Origin of the sequence: Pseudoalteromonas sp. Angola-7, assembly GCF_028599255.1 — a bacterium.
Taxonomy (GTDB): Bacteria; Pseudomonadota; Gammaproteobacteria; order Enterobacterales; family Alteromonadaceae; genus Pseudoalteromonas; species Pseudoalteromonas atlantica.
This window is the reverse complement of record NZ_JAQREL010000001.1, coordinates 307,647-323,350: the sequence shown is the minus strand read 5'-3', so window position 1 is coordinate 323,350 and position 15,704 is coordinate 307,647. Positions and strand designations below refer to the sequence as shown.

The 15,704-nt window shown below is 41.8% G+C and carries 11 protein-coding genes; 5 read left to right on the top strand and 6 right to left on the bottom strand.

The genetic code is table 11. The features are described 5' to 3' along the window. The first annotated feature begins 83 nt into the window (after window positions 1–83). Window positions 84–1,127: a branched-chain amino acid aminotransferase gene (locus PSH50_RS01515; protein WP_083901793.1), complete on the top strand. Its 1,044-nt coding sequence runs from the start codon at window positions 84–86 to the stop codon at window positions 1,125–1,127. 80 nt (window positions 1,128–1,207) lie between these two features. Here the strand turns inward: PSH50_RS01515 and PSH50_RS01510 are convergent, their stop codons facing one another. The 3 genes from PSH50_RS01510 to PSH50_RS01500 form a co-directional block, all read right to left on the bottom strand. After that, window positions 1,208–3,775: a TonB-dependent siderophore receptor gene (locus PSH50_RS01510; RefSeq protein WP_273586824.1), complete on the bottom strand. Its 2,568-nt coding sequence runs from the start codon at window positions 3,773–3,775 to the stop codon at window positions 1,208–1,210. A gap of 444 nt (window positions 3,776–4,219) precedes the next feature. After that, the gene (locus tag PSH50_RS01505) at window positions 4,220–4,531 is read right to left on the bottom strand and encodes an Mpo1-like protein (protein WP_273586825.1); all 312 of its coding nucleotides are present in this window, start codon (window positions 4,529–4,531) and stop codon (window positions 4,220–4,222) included. Between the two features lie 217 nt (window positions 4,532–4,748). Beyond that, complete coding sequence (locus PSH50_RS01500) at window positions 4,749–6,041, bottom strand: anti-phage deoxyguanosine triphosphatase (RefSeq protein WP_273586826.1); 1,293 nt, start codon at window positions 6,039–6,041, stop codon at window positions 4,749–4,751. 263 nt (window positions 6,042–6,304) lie between these two features. Between PSH50_RS01500 and PSH50_RS01495 the strand changes: the two genes are divergently transcribed. Next, window positions 6,305–7,114 (top strand): glucosaminidase domain-containing protein, encoded by an 810-nt coding sequence (locus tag PSH50_RS01495; protein WP_029772709.1) that lies wholly within the window; start codon window positions 6,305–6,307, stop codon window positions 7,112–7,114. After that, window positions 7,107–7,772, top strand: coding sequence for a DUF2987 domain-containing protein (locus PSH50_RS01490; RefSeq protein WP_031289865.1), 666 nt, complete (start codon window positions 7,107–7,109; stop codon window positions 7,770–7,772). The genes PSH50_RS01495 and PSH50_RS01490 overlap by 8 nt, the downstream gene beginning before the upstream one ends. A 52-nt stretch (window positions 7,773–7,824) precedes the next feature. Here the strand turns inward: PSH50_RS01490 and PSH50_RS01485 are convergent, their stop codons facing one another. From PSH50_RS01485 to PSH50_RS01475, 3 genes are all read right to left on the bottom strand, one after another. Further along, window positions 7,825–8,829 (bottom strand): LacI family DNA-binding transcriptional regulator, encoded by a 1,005-nt coding sequence (locus PSH50_RS01485; RefSeq protein WP_024033435.1) that lies wholly within the window; start codon window positions 8,827–8,829, stop codon window positions 7,825–7,827. A gap of 63 nt (window positions 8,830–8,892) precedes the next feature. Then, complete coding sequence (locus PSH50_RS01480) at window positions 8,893–10,221, bottom strand: glycoside-pentoside-hexuronide (GPH):cation symporter (RefSeq protein ID WP_273586828.1); 1,329 nt, start codon at window positions 10,219–10,221, stop codon at window positions 8,893–8,895. A gap of 60 nt (window positions 10,222–10,281) precedes the next feature. Then, window positions 10,282–11,613 (bottom strand): GH1 family beta-glucosidase, encoded by a 1,332-nt coding sequence (locus tag PSH50_RS01475; protein WP_273586829.1) that lies wholly within the window; start codon window positions 11,611–11,613, stop codon window positions 10,282–10,284. A 257-nt stretch (window positions 11,614–11,870) separates the two neighbouring features. Here PSH50_RS01475 and PSH50_RS01470 point away from each other — a divergent pair, with 257 nt between their 5' ends. Together PSH50_RS01470 and PSH50_RS01465 are read left to right on the top strand one after the other, a co-directional pair. Further along, window positions 11,871–13,145: a sugar MFS transporter gene (locus tag PSH50_RS01470; protein ID WP_273586830.1), complete on the top strand. Its 1,275-nt coding sequence runs from the start codon at window positions 11,871–11,873 to the stop codon at window positions 13,143–13,145. Next, window positions 13,145–15,697, top strand: a complete 2,553-nt coding sequence (locus tag PSH50_RS01465) for an exo 1,3/1,4-beta-D-glucan glucohydrolase (protein WP_273586831.1) — start codon at window positions 13,145–13,147, stop codon at window positions 15,695–15,697. Before PSH50_RS01470 ends, PSH50_RS01465 begins: the two co-directional genes overlap by 1 nt. The last annotated feature ends 7 nt before the right edge of the window (window positions 15,698–15,704 follow it).

The window sequence follows — 15,704 nt, the reverse complement described above, 5'->3', positions numbered from 1 at the left end:
TATGGACAATTTATAAACAGCAGTTGCAAAAAATTCTTTTTGATAATTAAAAAAGCCTCAGTTTTGCTATGGTTAAATGATGCATGAATGTCATACAATGGAGAAAAATAGACCACACAAGAGAGATTAAAATGGCCGCATTCGGTACCGTGTTTATGCCGCAGATGATTCAAGCTCGTTTTTCTGATAACCAATGGAGCGAAAGCTCAATCGTCCCTTCCGATAAACTTGAACTTCATGCGGGCGCGCACGTCCTTCATTATTCAAGCACGTGTTTTGAAGGCTTAAAAGCTTTTCGCCACGAAGATGGCTCTATTTATATTTTTAGAATAGATGCAAACATTGCGCGTATGCAGCAAAGCTCTGCGTTATTAAGCTTACCAAGCTTTGACGGTCAAATGCTAAAAGACATGATTATCGAGATTGTTAAAGAGTATGCTGATGAAACGCCATTACCACCAGGCTCTATGTACATTCGCCCAACTCATATAGGGACAGAGGCTGCCATTGGTAAAGCGGCTGCACCTTCAATGAGCTCGTTGTTATATACGCTTTTATCGCCAGTTGGCGATTACTTTACCGGCGGTGCTACTGCGCTGCGGGTATTACTTGAAGAAGATGGCATGCGCTGTGCCCCGCACATGGGCATGGTAAAAAGCGGTGGTAACTACGCCAGTGCACTTGCACCAATTAGCGCAGCGCGCGAGAAATACCAAGCCGATCAAATCTTGTTTTGCCCTGGCGGCGACGTACAAGAAACAGGTGCAGCTAACTTTATTCTTATTGATGGTAACGAAATTATTACCAAAGCGCTTGATAGCACGTTTTTACATGGCGTAACGCGCAATAGCATTTTAACCATTGCAAAAGACTTAGGCATGACAGTAAGCGAGCGTAACTTTAGCGTTACCGAGCTTTTAGAGCGTGCTGCAAAGCCAGGCACAGAAGCTGCACTTTCAGGCACTGCTGCGGTGTTAACGCCGGTAGGCACGTTTATTCATAACGATAAAGAATACAAAGTAGGCAGTGGCGAGCCAGGCCCTACAACAGCGCGATTACGCCAAGCATTGAACGATATTCAATGGGGTAAAAGTGAAGACAAACACGGCTGGTTAACTAAAATCTAATTGATTTGAGCAGTTCGCACTAAAAAGCCACCGACTAGGTGGCTTTTGTGTTTTTGAGTACTTTTTGAAATGTTTAGCGCTTAAAACTTCATTTCTATTTTGCCGTACACGTAACGGCCATTAAATCCGTAGGGCGAAAAGCTCGAATAAGCAAACAAGCGAGAAAAAGTAGAGACTTCTTCTACATTTTCGCGGGTAGGATCTGGGTATACATCAAAAATGTTATTGGCACCTAAACTAAGCGTTAGGTTATCGGTAGCGGCATAGGCTACATCTAAATCAGTGATCCACTTAGGCTTTAATACCTCGTTTAGTTCAGGCGTTGATGAAGGGTCTTGGGTTTCACCATATCGCGTAGTTCTTAGTGTGGTACGCAGCGCATCATGGGTCCATGTAGCACTTAAATTATATTTATTGCGCGGGGTGCTTACTTCAAAGCGGCGCAGCTCTGTACCTGAGAACAAGTTGTCTTGATCAAACCCAGCACCTTGCAGTTCAGCGGGCGGGTCAATAATATCAGTGACTTCATTTTTGCCGTAGTTATACCCTAAGTTAAAGGCAATATCACCATAGCCATCGGTGATTAAGTTGTACGAGGCAACCACATCAACACCACGCGTTTTACTATCTATAGCGTTTAAGAAAAAGCGGCCTTGGTTAGCGCCCGTGCCAGCTAGCAACTCTTCTATTGCTGCGCCCGATAAATTGTTAGATAAAACAATACGGTCATCAATTAGTATTTGATAGTAATCAACCGATAAGCTGAAATTAAAGTCGGTAGACCAAGTAAAGCCAACCCCGTAGTTAGTGGCTTCTTCGGCATCAAGGCCCGGTGAGCCAAGCGCTTTGGCTACATCGCTGCTTGGTGCAAAGGTGCCGGTTTCGGTCGGAACGCTATCAACAAATACGGTAGCAACCGAGGTAAAATATTGCTGTTGTAATGAAGGCGCTCTAAACCCTGTTGAGGCTGAAGCGCGTATGGCTAAATCTTCGGTTAACGAATAGCGCGTTGCAATTTTGCCGTTAAGTGTATCGCCAAAATCTGAGTAATCCTCATAACGGGCTGCCACAGCTATGTTCCAATCATCTGTCAGGTAGGTTTCTAAGTCTATGTAAAAGCTTACATTATGGCGGCTGTTGTCACCTTCTGATTCAGGTGTAAAGCCTGGAAATACCTGCGCACCTGCTGCACCAAATGGGCCATCTTCGCCTGTGACTACGCCACCTGGGCCAAATGAGCCTTGTGCGTATGAGGCTTCTTCGCCAGCTTCTATTTGATAGCCTTCTGTGCGGTACTCAGCCCCAATGGCAACACTTACCGCGCTTTCTAAAAAGCTGACATCCACTTCGCGGCTTAAATCAACATTTAAAGTAAGTTGATCGTATGTAAGCGTACCGGCATCAAAGCGTGTTTGGCTAGTGGGGCCGTATGAGGTATTTAAACTATTGGTTACACCAAATTCGAACGCATCTTCACCATACACAGCCGATACATCGTAGTTCCAATCACTTATAAAGCCTTTAACACCTAACGCGAGTGAGTAGTCGTTTATATCTGAGGTGATCACAGGTAAAAAACCGTCGGGGTATATTTCTTCTATATTACGGCTATCGCTTGCGCGTCTATAAAAACCAGCGCCTTCACCTTCACGTTTAGAGTAAGAGCCTAATGAATACAAATCTGCATCGTTAGCTAGTTGATACCCTGCATTATAAAAAACCGATAGGTCTTCTACATCCCCATTACCAAAGTTATGGTTATAGCGGTTAACTGTAAACTCGCGAGGGTCGAGTGAGCCATCTTCTAATCGGTTGTAGTTTTCGCGTTGATCGTAATCGGCACGGTTAGTTGAGTGGCGGTCGCGGTATTCAGTCGAAATGTTTAAAAAGCCATTATCACCAAGCTCTAAACCAATATTACCTTGCAAAGTAAGCGTTTGCCCATCGGTTAAAGAGCGATCGCCGCCTTCGGTAAATGCTAGGTTGCCATCGCTACCCTCAGATACCGATTCAAGCTGAGGTACACCATCCATCTCGGTGACATTTGCCCCATAAATAGCAGCAAGGGAGCCGCCGCTGCTTGCGCTTTTAAGTACAATATTAATCACACCCGCTATAGCATCAGAGCCGTATTGCGCCGCAGCGCCATCGCGTAAAACTTCAATGCGTTCAATAGCATTAGCTGGTATTGCATTTAAATCTACAGAAGATGAGCCACGCCCCGTTGAACCATTTAAATTAAGCAGTGCGCTACTATGACGACGCTTCCCATTAACCAGCACTAAGGTATGATCGGGTGCTAAACCACGAAGTTGTGCAGGGCGTACATGATCACTGCCATCGGTAAGCGATGCCTGTGGAAAGTTAAAACTAGGTAACAAATTGCTCAGTAGCGCGTTTGTTTCCGTAAGGCCTGAACTGGTAAGCGCCTCAGCGCCAATAATATCAATAGGTACGGCGCTGTCTTCAACTGTGCGCCCTAAACGGCGTGAGCCAATAACGCTTATTTGCTCTATATCTTCTTGTGCTTGAGGTGTTTGCTGTGCCGCGTGGGCAGTAAACGCACCAAATAGCGAAAGCGATGCGCCCACAGCCACTGCTGTACTCACTTTTAAGTTATTTAACCTAAACGGTAGGCTTTGATTCATGTTGTTAATCCTCATCTGATCACCCATTGATTTAAAATTTTTGTTTTTATAGCCGCTACTTTTTAATGAAGCTGCTTTGAGAACATAAACCGCATTAACAAAATGAGTCAATTGAATAACATTCAATTAAAATTAAAGGGTATATAGTTACAAGGTTTAATTAATAAAACTAAATGAGGTAAAAGCTATAAATAGGCTAGAGTTTGTAAGTAACTGATGAAGCTTAAAATAATTGGCAACCATGAAGTTTACTTTTAATTAACAGGTAAGAGCAGTGTGTACACCTTTAATAATGGCTGTTACTCAGTGTTTTTTAAATTAAGTGTATAACCCACCTTTTATATGTTAAATAAATTAACATATAAAGAGCAGATTATTTAAGCTGAAATTTGTATAGCGTTTAAAAAGGTTGCGAGTGATTTTTATAATAAAATAATATAAAAATTAAAATTTTATTTTACCGATAAGTATATCTTTAAACATGACCCAATCTCCCCATAAGCTATAAAGGGGGTGCTTAAAAGTGGCGGGGCGGTTTTTTTCAAAAAAGAAATGCCCAATCCAAGAAAATCCGTAGCCAATAACCGGTAATAACCACAGCAAGCTATATTGCTGCTTGATTAATGCAATAAAAATGACAACAAGTACTAGCGTGCTGCCAATAAAGTGAAGCCTTCTGCAGGTTACATTGCGGTGCTCTTTTAAGTAATACGGGTAAAACGCTTTAAAGGAGTTAAAAGTGTGTGGTGTGTTCATAGTCAATGCTCTTATTTTTATAGTTTATTAAATATACAAGGGCTTGCTAAATTTTGCAGGAAAAATTTTTGCAAACAAGAGGTTATTTAACCGCGCCGCAAGGTTTGTAACCGAGTGGGCTCAATAACGCCTCCTGCGCACGCCTATTTATTTGCTATAACCCCTTACACAGGCTCTTCCTTTAACCAAACGCTTAGCAGGATGTGCTCGTGGCTTTTTATTGTACTGGTGAGAATAAACGCTGATAGGTTTTATAGGCGTACTCATCGCTCATGCCGCTTAGGTAGTCGCATATTATGCGCATCCCTTGGTTTTGTTTTTCAGCGTCTAGATAAAGCGCTTGCGTTGTTTCGGGTAATAAACGCAGAGGGTCACTGGCAAAAGCGGTAAATAATTCAATCAGTAAGTTTTGACCTTTAAACTCTATTTGCTGCATTTCTGGGTCGCGTATTAAGCGATTAAATACAAAATGCTTAAGTATTTGTAAAACGCGCTCGTACTGTGGGTCTAGCTTTGCAGTGTACTTTAAAATAGGGCACTCAAAATCACCATGCTGAACATCTAAATGAATATGAATAATAAACATATTTACCAGCTCGCCTATGGCGTCTTTACGCTCAAAATCGTTTTTTGAAAACAAGCGTTGGGTAAGCGAGTCTAATTTAGTGTTTAACCAATCGTAATTAAGCGCGTTTAAGTGGGGTAATGCGTGTGTTTGCCAATCATCTAGTGTGAGCACTTTAGTGGCTATGGCATCTTCTAGGTCGTGCACTGCATATGCTATGTCATCGGCGTGTTCCATTATAGCGCTATCTAACGATTTATAACGGGTTTTTGCACGGTACTGATCTACTGGCGTATGGCTTGTTAATAGCGCTTTGTCGTTGTCGCTTAAAGGGGCAATGATCCATTCAAATATTTGTGCATCGTCTTTGTATAAGCCTTTAGCGGGACGCCAATCATCTGCTTTTATAAATGAGCGTGTGTTATTTACCTTCGGGATGGTGTGCCATAAATCGTCTATAAATGCGGGATATTTAATAAAGCCAAGCAACGTGCGGCGCGTTAGGTTCATGCCGTGGCCGTTAGAGTAAGGCTCAAGTTTAGCGACTATACGCAATGTTTGTGCGTTGCCTTCAAATCCACCGTGCTCACGCATCATATAATTTAAGGCAATTTCGCCGCCATGGCCAAACGGGGGATGGCCTATATCGTGGGCTAAACATAAGGTTTCTAATAAACCGGTAGAGGGGAAGTGTTCAAAATCGCTGTGCTGTGCTTTTAAATGCCGCAATATGCCGGTACCAATTTGCGATACCTCCAAAGAATGCGTTAAGCGAGTGCGATAAAAGTCGTTTAAGCCTATCCCCATAATTTGGGTTTTTGCTTGTAAGCGCCTAAAAGCTGCGGCATGAATTATACGAGAGCGGTCTACCTGCCAGGGGGAGCGATTATCATTAGGGCGATTTTTATACTGTTCTATTATTCGGCTTTGCCATTGCTTATCCATACTGCTTACTCACAAAACGTTGTTATACACGGTATAAGCTCAGTATACCCATGCCCTAATAAATTGCGAATGAACAAGTACATAACCTGAGCTGGTGGATAATATATTTATCGCAAGCAGCCACTTTAGCATTTTTTAGCAAAGCGCGGCCCTTAAAGGGTTACACAGGGTGTTATTCGCGTTTATATAGTGGCTTAGGTATAATGGGGTTTCGTATGTGTGTGTATTACCCATGCATAATTGTTGTTTGAAAGAGAGACTACATGCTAAAAACCATTTTAAAGCTGTTACTAAGCGTATTTTTTTTATGGGCGCTTGCATATCCGTTTATGCAAAGTAATGAGCAAGAGGTTGAAGAACAAACCACAGGTGAACAACCTAAAAAAGTAAAGAAAAAAGAAAAACCTCTGCACAATGTTACCTTACCTAAATTTTCTGAATTTGCGGATGTAAAAGAGAAAAAACAGGCATTTTTTGATTTTATTCGCCCACATGTTGAGGCTGAAAATAAAAAAATATTACAGCAACGCGCTAAGTTAGAAATTGCGCGTATGATGCTTGAATACAACGAACCGCTCGAGAAAAAACAACAGCGCGACATCGTTAATATTTTAAAAGCCTATGGCTTACCTGAAACAGTAAACACCCTAATTTTAAGCCAAGCGCTGCGCCGTGTTGATATTATTCCTAAAGAGCTTGCGCTAATGCAAGCGGCGAATGAGTCGGCGTGGGGCACATCGCGCTTTGCACGCATAGGGCTCAACTTTTTTGGCCAATGGTGTTATTCAAAAGGGTGCGGTATGGTGCCAAGACGCCGCAATAGCGGAGCGGCGCACGAAGTTGCTGCATTTAAGTCGGTACGCGCAGCAGTAAGCTCGTATTTTAGAAATATAAACACGCATAATGCCTACAAAGATTTACGCCTGATACGCGAAGATTTACGACAACAGCAAAAGCCCATTGCGGCAACGGCACTAACCCATGGTTTAATGTCGTACTCAGAGCGCGGCGAGGCCTACATAGAAGAGCTAAACACCATGATTAACCAAAACAGAGCTTATTTTGATGAATAAAAAACGACTCATAAATATTAACGCCATACTCATTTTATTAAGTTTGGCGGCAAGTACCGTCAATGCCAAAGAGTTTGTTATGTCGTACGATGGCTTTTACGATAGATTAAAAGTGGTTAACAAGGGCGACTTTCAGTATGCACGAGTTAACTTTTACATTAGCGATATTGCCACAAACGAGGCATGCGCTATTAAAAGCGGCACAATTTTAACTGAAAATAACGAATACCCGCTCAACTTTACCGATAAGGCACAGTTACTTTTACCGTTTGATAAGCAGCTCGATACGGATAAAGCCGTTATTGTTGTAGAGCCACAAAATCCTGATCACGATTGTCAGTTAAAATTGCAAATTGAGGCCAGCGAGTTTGAAGGGCTTAGCTTAACTAAAGATTCGTTGTACACAATTAATAACGAGTTAGATGAACTTTTAACAGATTTATCAGGCTTTTTTGTTAGTAAGCTCATGTGGTTTTTATTGCCTGAGCAAAAAGGCGTTGCTGTAACGTTTAAAGAGCCTGTGACCTTTAATAACCCACATATACAGTGCGAAAAATCAATCTGCTACTTTGCAGTACAGGATAACTGGGAAGATGACGTAAATCTGCTTGGTGATATAGAAAACGTAGTTAAAGTAACCCCCTGGATAGCAAAATAAGTTGCAGGGTTTAATAAAAACGGCGCTTAATATAGCGCCGTTTTTTTATGCGTTATTTTGGCAGTGTTTGGGTTGAATCACGTTTTATAAGGGTGGGTTCAAACACGCGGTTTATGTGTAAGTTTTTATACTGATATACATCTTGTAGCACCATTTTTGCAGCCATTTCACCCATTTCTTCTACTGGGTTATCTATGGTGGTAAGTGTAGGGTAAAGATAATTGGCAAATATAACGTTATCAAAGCCAATCACCGACAAATCGTTTGGTAAATTAAAGCCATGCTCACGGGCGTATTTCATAGCACCTGATGCCATTTCATCGTTGGCACACACTAAAGCACTAAACGGAATACGCGTGTTGAGTAGTTTTTCAAGGCCTTTGCTGCCGCCAATTTCGTTAAAATCACCTTCGTAAAACAGCGCCTCATTAAAGGGAATGTTTTTTTCGTGCAGCGCTTTTTTATGGCCTTTTAAACGGTTTCTGGCATCGGCTTTAACTTGCGGCCCCGCGATATAAGCTATATTTGTGTGGCCTTGTTCAACAATAGATTTACTGGCTAAGTAGCCGCCGAGTTCGTTATCTAGGCTAATGCAGTTACTTTCAAGTGAATGTACGTATCGGTTAATAAGGTAAATAGGGGTTTTACCTTTACTTAGCTCAATTAGGTAGTCATCACTGACTGACTCTACATGTAAAATTAGCGCATCGCATTTGCGGCTAATTAAAAATTCAATGCCGTCTTTTTCTTTATCGTCTTCACTGTGACCGGTGGTAATAATAACGTGCTTACCCGCAGCGCGCAGGGCTGACTCGATGCCTGCCATCATTTGAGCAAAGAAAGGACCATGAAGCTCTGAGACCAAAATACCCACGCTGTTGGTTCTGTTTGAGGCAAGCGATTGCGCAATAGAATTGGGCTTATAGCCCAGCTGCTGCATTGCATCGAGTACTTTTTTAGTGGTTTTTTCACTTACGCGGGTGTTTTTATTCATTACCCGTGACACTGTAGCTAACGATACGCCAGCAAGCTCCGACACTTCATAAATTGTGGCCATGTTATTGTTAACTCACTTATATCCTTTATTTTGGCGGGCAAATAATACCGTACCCACCAAATGTTAACTAGCACTAGTTTTTAGCGATGCCTGTATAGAGGCTAACTGTGCGTTGTTGAGCGTGTATTTACGCATAATAAATGCAACAAACAAAGAACCAAACGCCGGTATAATAGTAAACGATAATAAAATACCCTGCTGCGTATCAAGGCTCTGCATTGTTTGCGCCTGATAATTATAAAAAGACAGCAGCCAGCCTGCAATTGCACCGCCTAACGCCACACCCATTTTTATAAAAAATATAACGCCCGAATATACAAGGCCAGTAATTCTTACCCCAGTTTTGTGGTGCCCGTAGTCTATGGTGTCGGCCATTTTTGCCCATAGTAGCGGGGTGGCCATATCTAAAAAAAACTTCCACAGAATAAAGGCGGCAAATGCCAAGGTAATGTTATCAGGGGAGATAAAATAGCTCGCAATACATATGCCCGCAGCGATTAACTGCAAACTAATATAGGCTTTTATTTTACAAAATCGCTTAGCCAACGGCTGAGCACACGCACACCCAACCATACTGGCAACCACTCCTAGGGTCATGAAGGAGGTAATTAAATCTTCTTGCCCTAAATAGTATTTAACGTAATAAACACCTAAGGTTAAACGTAATACTTGTCCAGTGAGTAAAAATAGCGCAGCAGCGCACAGGACTCGCCATTGATCGTTTTTAATCAAGGTTTTTAAACTTTTAAACAACGACAGGTTTTGCTCAGGCGGTTGCTCTACGCGCTCTTTGGTGCCCAAAAAACACAGTAAAAATAACACTAAGCCAAGCAAACTCATTGCCGTCATTGTGTATTGGTAGCCTTTGGCATTATCGCCTTGGCCAAAGTATTCAACCATTGGCATTGTACAGCCCGCAACAATAACGCCGCCTAACATACCAAACACAAAACGATACGATTGCACGCTAACACGCTCTTTTACATCGTTAGTGAGCACGCCACCTAATGCGCAGTAAGGAATATTTATGGCGGTATACGCCACCATAAGCAAGGTGTATGTAGTAAAGGCGTAAATAATTTTATCAGTGCCTTCAAGCTCTGGCGTGGTAAAAGCTAAAATACTAATAAGCGCAAAGGGCAGGGCAAGCCACAATAAATAGGGCCTAAAATGGCCAAAGCGCGACTGGGTTTTATCGGCTAAGTTGCCCATAACTGGGTCGGTGATGGCATCAAACAATCTAACCACTAAAAACATGGTGCCTACCACCGCTGGAGAAAGCCCTACTACATCTGTGTAGTAAAGCATTAAAAACATCATAACTGTTTGAAAAATAATATTACTTGCCGTATCGCCAAGGCCATAGGCTATTTTTTCTTTTACACTTATCATGATGTTAGGTTCTCGCTTTTTGATTTTTATTTATGCGATTAATCGAATAGCTTTTATTGGCTATTTACGGCTTTGTATCAAGCTTTTATAAGCTTGGCCACTGGCTTTTATAGTACGTTGCTGAGTTTTATAATCAACGTAAACAATACCAAAGCGTTTTAAGTAGCCCTCAGCCCATTCAAAATTATCCATTAAGCTCCACGCAAAGTAACCAATAATATTAACCCCTTGGGCTGTGGCATCGTGCACGGCATTTAAGTGGCTATGATAATAGTTTACGCGATCTACATCGTTTACCTCGCCATTTTTTATGGTGTCGGGCATAGCCGCGCCGTTCTCGGTAATATAGATAGGCGGTAAGGTGTAGGTGTTATTAAGCGTTACAAGTAAATCGGTAAACGACTGCGGGTAAATTTCCCAGCCCATGTCGGTTAAAGGCCCTTGTGGTGCAAGTGGCTCGTATATATCGCTAGGATGCGCTTTGTATACTTGGCGCGTATAAAAATTAATGCCTAAGTAATCAATAGATTGTGAAATTATGTCCATATCGCCAGTGTGGATTTCAGGCTGCTGATTGCTAGGAAGCTGTTTTATAATTTCTGGGTATTGGCCGTCCATTATTGGTTTCATATACCATTGATTTAAATAATCATCGGCGTAACGAGCTGCGTGTATATCCTCGGCTGACTGCGTTAATGGGTAGCAAGGTGTAAAATTAAGCACAATACCATTTTGAGTATTAGGCGAGGTTTGCTTTAACACATCCATTGCCAAACCATGGGCAAGCAATAAATGGTGCGCTGCTTTTTTACCGTACTCTTTGCCCACTAAACCTGGGGCATGTATGCCTACTTCGTAGCCTAAAAAGGCACTGCAAAATGGCTCATTTAGGGTCGCGTACGAAAATACCCGCTCGCCAAATGCTTGGCTAATAAGCTTTACATACCGAGCAAATTCATAAGCTGTATCGCGATTTAACCAGCCGCCTTTATCTTCTAAATGTTGAGGTAAATCCCAGTGATATAGCGTTACAAACGCTTTAATGTTGCGCTTATTAAGCTCATCAAGAATATTAGTATAAAACTTTACGCCCTCAGGGTTTAGTTCACCCGATAAGGTGATTACTCGCGGCCAAGAGATAGAAAGTCTATATGCATCTACGCCAAGCGAGTCTATTAATTCAATATCGTTTTGCCACTGATTGTAATGATCGCAGGCAACATGCCCATTTGAGCTGTCGGCTATTTTGTTGGGTGTATCGCAAAAGGTATCCCATATACAGGGTAGGCGATGCTCATACCCGCCTTCAATTTGAAATGATGCCGTAGCCACACCATAAACAAAGTTTTTTGTTAATAGAGGTGAATGAGATGGTAACGATAATTTTGTCATTAGTAACAAACCTTTTTAAACCTTAAATGCATAAATAGCCACTGTATTTACTGCGATGAAGCGTAAGGGCGCGTTTATAAAAAATAAAACTTGTTGAAATATGTTACATGTTCGTATTTAATTACACGTGAAAGCGCTTACATTTTTAGATTAGTGTTAATTGATTCCAAGGTCAACTCTTTAATGTTGCTGGGTTACACGGCAATTTTTAATAACGACTTTTGAATTAATTTATAATAATAAATTGCGGAGAGCCCATGGCCAGTTCAGCACCACTGACGACACACACACAGACGCAAAACTACCAAGATAAAAACTATGGTTTTGCATTAACATCTTTAACTACTTTATTTTTTATGTGGGGATTTATTACCTGCTTAAACGATATTTTAATCCCGCATTTAAAAGCGGTATTTAACTTAACTTATGTTCAGGCAATGCTGGTTCAGTTTTGTTTTTTTGGGGCTTATTTTTTAATGTCACTGCCAAGTGGCTACATAGTTAAAAAATTAGGGTATAAAAAAGGCATTGTAGTGGGGTTACTTATAGCGGCATGTGGTTGTGTGCTTTTTTACCCAGCCGCGGCACTACATAATTACCCGGTATTTTTGTTTGCTTTATTTGTTCTGGCAAGCGGTATTACCTTGTTGCAGGTTTCTGCAAACCCTTATGTAAGTTTATTGGGCGCCCCTAAAACAGCGTCTTCTCGCCTTACCTTAACGCAAGCATTTAATGCGCTAGGCACTACGGTTGCCCCTACATTTGGTGCATTTTTGATTCTTGATTCTGCTTCTGAAGCGTTTTTAACACCGGCACAAAATGCAGAGTCGGTACAACTTCCTTATTTACTATTAGCAGGCATGCTTATTTTATTAGCCGGTATTTTTGCGTGGCTTAAATTGCCAGACATAATGAATGAGCAAAAAGAAGCCGCTGAAAAGTCAGAGACAATTGAAGGTAGTGCATGGCAATACCGCCACCTAACACTCGGTGCTGTGGGTATATTTATGTATGTAGGTGCAGAGGTTGCGATTGGCAGTTTTTTAGTTAGCTTTTTAGCCCAAGAAAATATTGCTGGGTTAAAAGAGCATGTTGCCGCTCACTACATCACATATTATTTTGGTGGAGCTATGGTGGGGCGTTTTATTGGTGCAGCGGTAATGCAAAAATTACCCGCGGGTAAAGTACTTGGCTTTAACGCAAGTATGGCTATTATTTTGGTGGTTATTGCCATGAGCACGTCGGGTCAATTAGCAATGTGGTCAATACTACTGGTTGGTTTATTCAATTCGATTATGTTCCCAACTATTTTTAGTTTAGCGTTAAATGGCCTGGGTAAGCATACCGCGCAGGGCTCTGGTATTTTGTGCTTGGCGATTGTAGGGGGTGCAATAGTGCCACTTTTACAAGGTGCACTTGCTGATAGTGTGGGTGTTCAACTTTCGTATGTTTTACCAATTTTTTGTTACTTATTTATCGCGTTTTATGGTTTAAGCGGAAGCAAACCAGTTCAAGCTCAGGAGACTCTATAATGAAAACCCCTTTTTCACTTAATAAAATAGCACGTGCCTCATTAATTGCATCAGTAGGCATTTTAGCGGCTTGTTCAAATGACGCGACAACCACTCCTGAAGCTAATAATGCGTTGTCTAAAACAGAGAAAATTTGGCCAAAACTTAATATTGCCGTAAAACAAGACCCAGAAATTGAAACTAAAATAGCCGATTATTTAAAAACGATGACACTTGAGCAAAAAGTAGCTCAAATGATTCAACCAGAAATTCGTGATATTACCGTTGAAGATATGCGCAAATATGGCTTTGGCTCATACCTAAATGGAGGCGGTGCGTTTCCTAATGGTGATAAACACGCAACACCAATGGACTGGGTAAAATTGGCTGAAGATTTTTATCAGGCGTCGGTAGATGATTCTATCGATGGCAGTAAAATACCCACAATGTGGGGCACCGATGCGGTGCATGGTCACAATAATGTAATTGGCGCGACCTTATTTCCGCATAATATTGGTTTAGGTGCGGCAAACAACCCTGCATTGATTGAGCAAATAGCAGCTATCACTGCGGTTGAAGTAATGGCAACGGGTATTGATTGGGTATTTGCACCTACAGTGGCTGTTGTGCGCGATGATCGCTGGGGCAGAACCTATGAAGGTTATTCAGAAGATCCTCAAATAGTACGTGATTATTCAGCCGCAATTGTAAATGGTTTACAGGGCAAGGCCGATGGCGACTTTTTAAGTGATAAACGTGTTATTAGTACCGTTAAGCACTTTTTAGGTGATGGCGGCACAGTCGATGGCGATGACCAAGGTAATAATATCGACAGTGAGCAAGATTTGTTTGATATACATGCCCAAGGTTATGTCGGCGGCTTATCGGCGGGAAGTCAGTCGGTTATGGCATCGTTTAATAGCTGGCATGGGGTTAAAAACCACGGCAATAAATACCTGTTAACCGATGTGCTTAAAACCCGCATGGGCTTTGATGGTTTTGTTGTAGGTGATTGGAACGGCCACGGTCAAATTGAAGGCTGTACAAACGAAAGCTGTGCACAGGCTGTTAACGCGGGACTTGATATTTTTATGGTGCCAACGGGCGCTTGGAAGCCGCTGTACGAAAACACCATAGCGCAAGTCAAAGCTGGCGAAATCAGCATGTCGCGCATTGATGATGCAGTAAGTAGAATTTTACGCGTTAAATTGCGTGCCGGTTTATTTGATAAACCAAGCCCAGCTAAGCGTCAGTTTTCGGGTAAAACTGAGCTAATTGGTGCGCAGCAGCACCGCGAAGTTGCGCGTCAAGCAGTACGCGAATCACTTGTTTTACTTAAAAACAAAAACAATATTTTGCCTCTTGATGCAAACCAAACTGTACTTATTGCCGGCGATGGAGCCGATAACATAGGTAAGCAGTCGGGTGGTTGGAGTATTACATGGCAAGGGACTAATAACAAAAATGCTGATTTTCCTGGTGCCACGTCTATTTACGCGGGTCTTGAAAAGCAAATTACTGAGGCGGGTGGTCGTGCCATTTTAAGTGTGGATGGCTCATATGATGAGCGCCCAGATGTAGCTGTTGTGGTATTTGGTGAAGAGCCTTATGCAGAAGGCCATGGCGATAGAGATAACCTTGAATTTGAGCGTGGTAATAAAAAATCGCTCGCGTTATTAAAGTCGTTAAAAGAGCAGGGTATTACGGTTGTATCGGTATTTATTTCGGGTCGCCCTATGTGGGTTAACAGTGAATTAAATGTCTCAGATGCATTTGTTGCAGCATGGCTGCCAGGTACAGAAGGCGGCGGTATTGCCGATGTTATTTTAAAAGCTAAAGATGGCAGCATTCAACATGACTTTAGCGGCAAGCTTTCGTTTTCCTGGCCTAAAACAGCAGTACAAGCAACGGTTAATAAAGGCGATGACGATTACAGCCCATTATTACCGTACGGCTTTGGTTTAACTTATGGCGATAAAAATGTATTGGCTGATAATTTAAACGAAGACTCTAAATTAGATAACTCAGCACTCACTAGTATGGATATTTTAGTTGGCGCACCGGTTGCTCCGTGGCGTTTATTACTTAAATCTGGCGATGAGCTATTAGATGTATCAAGCAGTACTCATCAACTGGGTGCACTTAAATACCGTACTGAGGATAAAACAGTTCAAGAAGACGCGCGCCAATTTAATTTTAGTGGCGAGCAAAAGGCAAGTGCTGAAATAGTCACAAGCTTTGCAGAAGATACCATTACGTATTTAGAGGCTAATGGCGTTATTAGTTTTGATATTAAACTCAATGAGCCACTAACCGATGACGTAAACCTTGCTATGACTTGTTCAGGTGAGTGTGGTGGTGCGATTGCCTTGAGTAAAATGGTTGATCAATCAATCAAAAATAAATGGCAGTCGGTGTCGGTAGACTTACGTTGTTTTGCTAACCAAGGCGTAGACTTTGCAAGCCTTACAAGCCCGTTTAGTTTACGTGCAAGCAGTAAAACCTCAGTGTCGGTAGCAAACATTCAGTTTGTGCCTAATAAGGCAGACTCTGCTGGGCTTAAATGTCAGTAATCATTTT

Excerpts from the sequence above, each read along its gene's own strand:
- PSH50_RS01515 (WP_083901793.1), top strand. The coding sequence starts at position 84 with ATGAATGTCATACAATGGAGAAAAATAGACCACACAAGAGAGATTAAA.
- PSH50_RS01510 (WP_273586824.1), bottom strand. The coding sequence starts at position 3,775 with ATGAATCAAAGCCTACCGTTTAGGTTAAATAACTTAAAAGTGAGTACA.
- PSH50_RS01505 (WP_273586825.1), bottom strand. The coding sequence starts at position 4,531 with ATGAACACACCACACACTTTTAACTCCTTTAAAGCGTTTTACCCGTAT.
- PSH50_RS01500 (WP_273586826.1), bottom strand. The coding sequence starts at position 6,041 with ATGGATAAGCAATGGCAAAGCCGAATAATAGAACAGTATAAAAATCGC.
- PSH50_RS01495 (WP_029772709.1), top strand. The coding sequence starts at position 6,305 with ATGCTAAAAACCATTTTAAAGCTGTTACTAAGCGTATTTTTTTTATGG.
- PSH50_RS01490 (WP_031289865.1), top strand. The coding sequence starts at position 7,107 with ATGAATAAAAAACGACTCATAAATATTAACGCCATACTCATTTTATTA.
- PSH50_RS01485 (WP_024033435.1), bottom strand. The coding sequence starts at position 8,829 with ATGGCCACAATTTATGAAGTGTCGGAGCTTGCTGGCGTATCGTTAGCT.
- PSH50_RS01480 (WP_273586828.1), bottom strand. The coding sequence starts at position 10,221 with ATGATAAGTGTAAAAGAAAAAATAGCCTATGGCCTTGGCGATACGGCA.
- PSH50_RS01475 (WP_273586829.1), bottom strand. The coding sequence starts at position 11,613 with ATGACAAAATTATCGTTACCATCTCATTCACCTCTATTAACAAAAAAC.
- PSH50_RS01470 (WP_273586830.1), top strand. The coding sequence starts at position 11,871 with ATGGCCAGTTCAGCACCACTGACGACACACACACAGACGCAAAACTAC.
- PSH50_RS01465 (WP_273586831.1), top strand. The coding sequence starts at position 13,145 with ATGAAAACCCCTTTTTCACTTAATAAAATAGCACGTGCCTCATTAATT.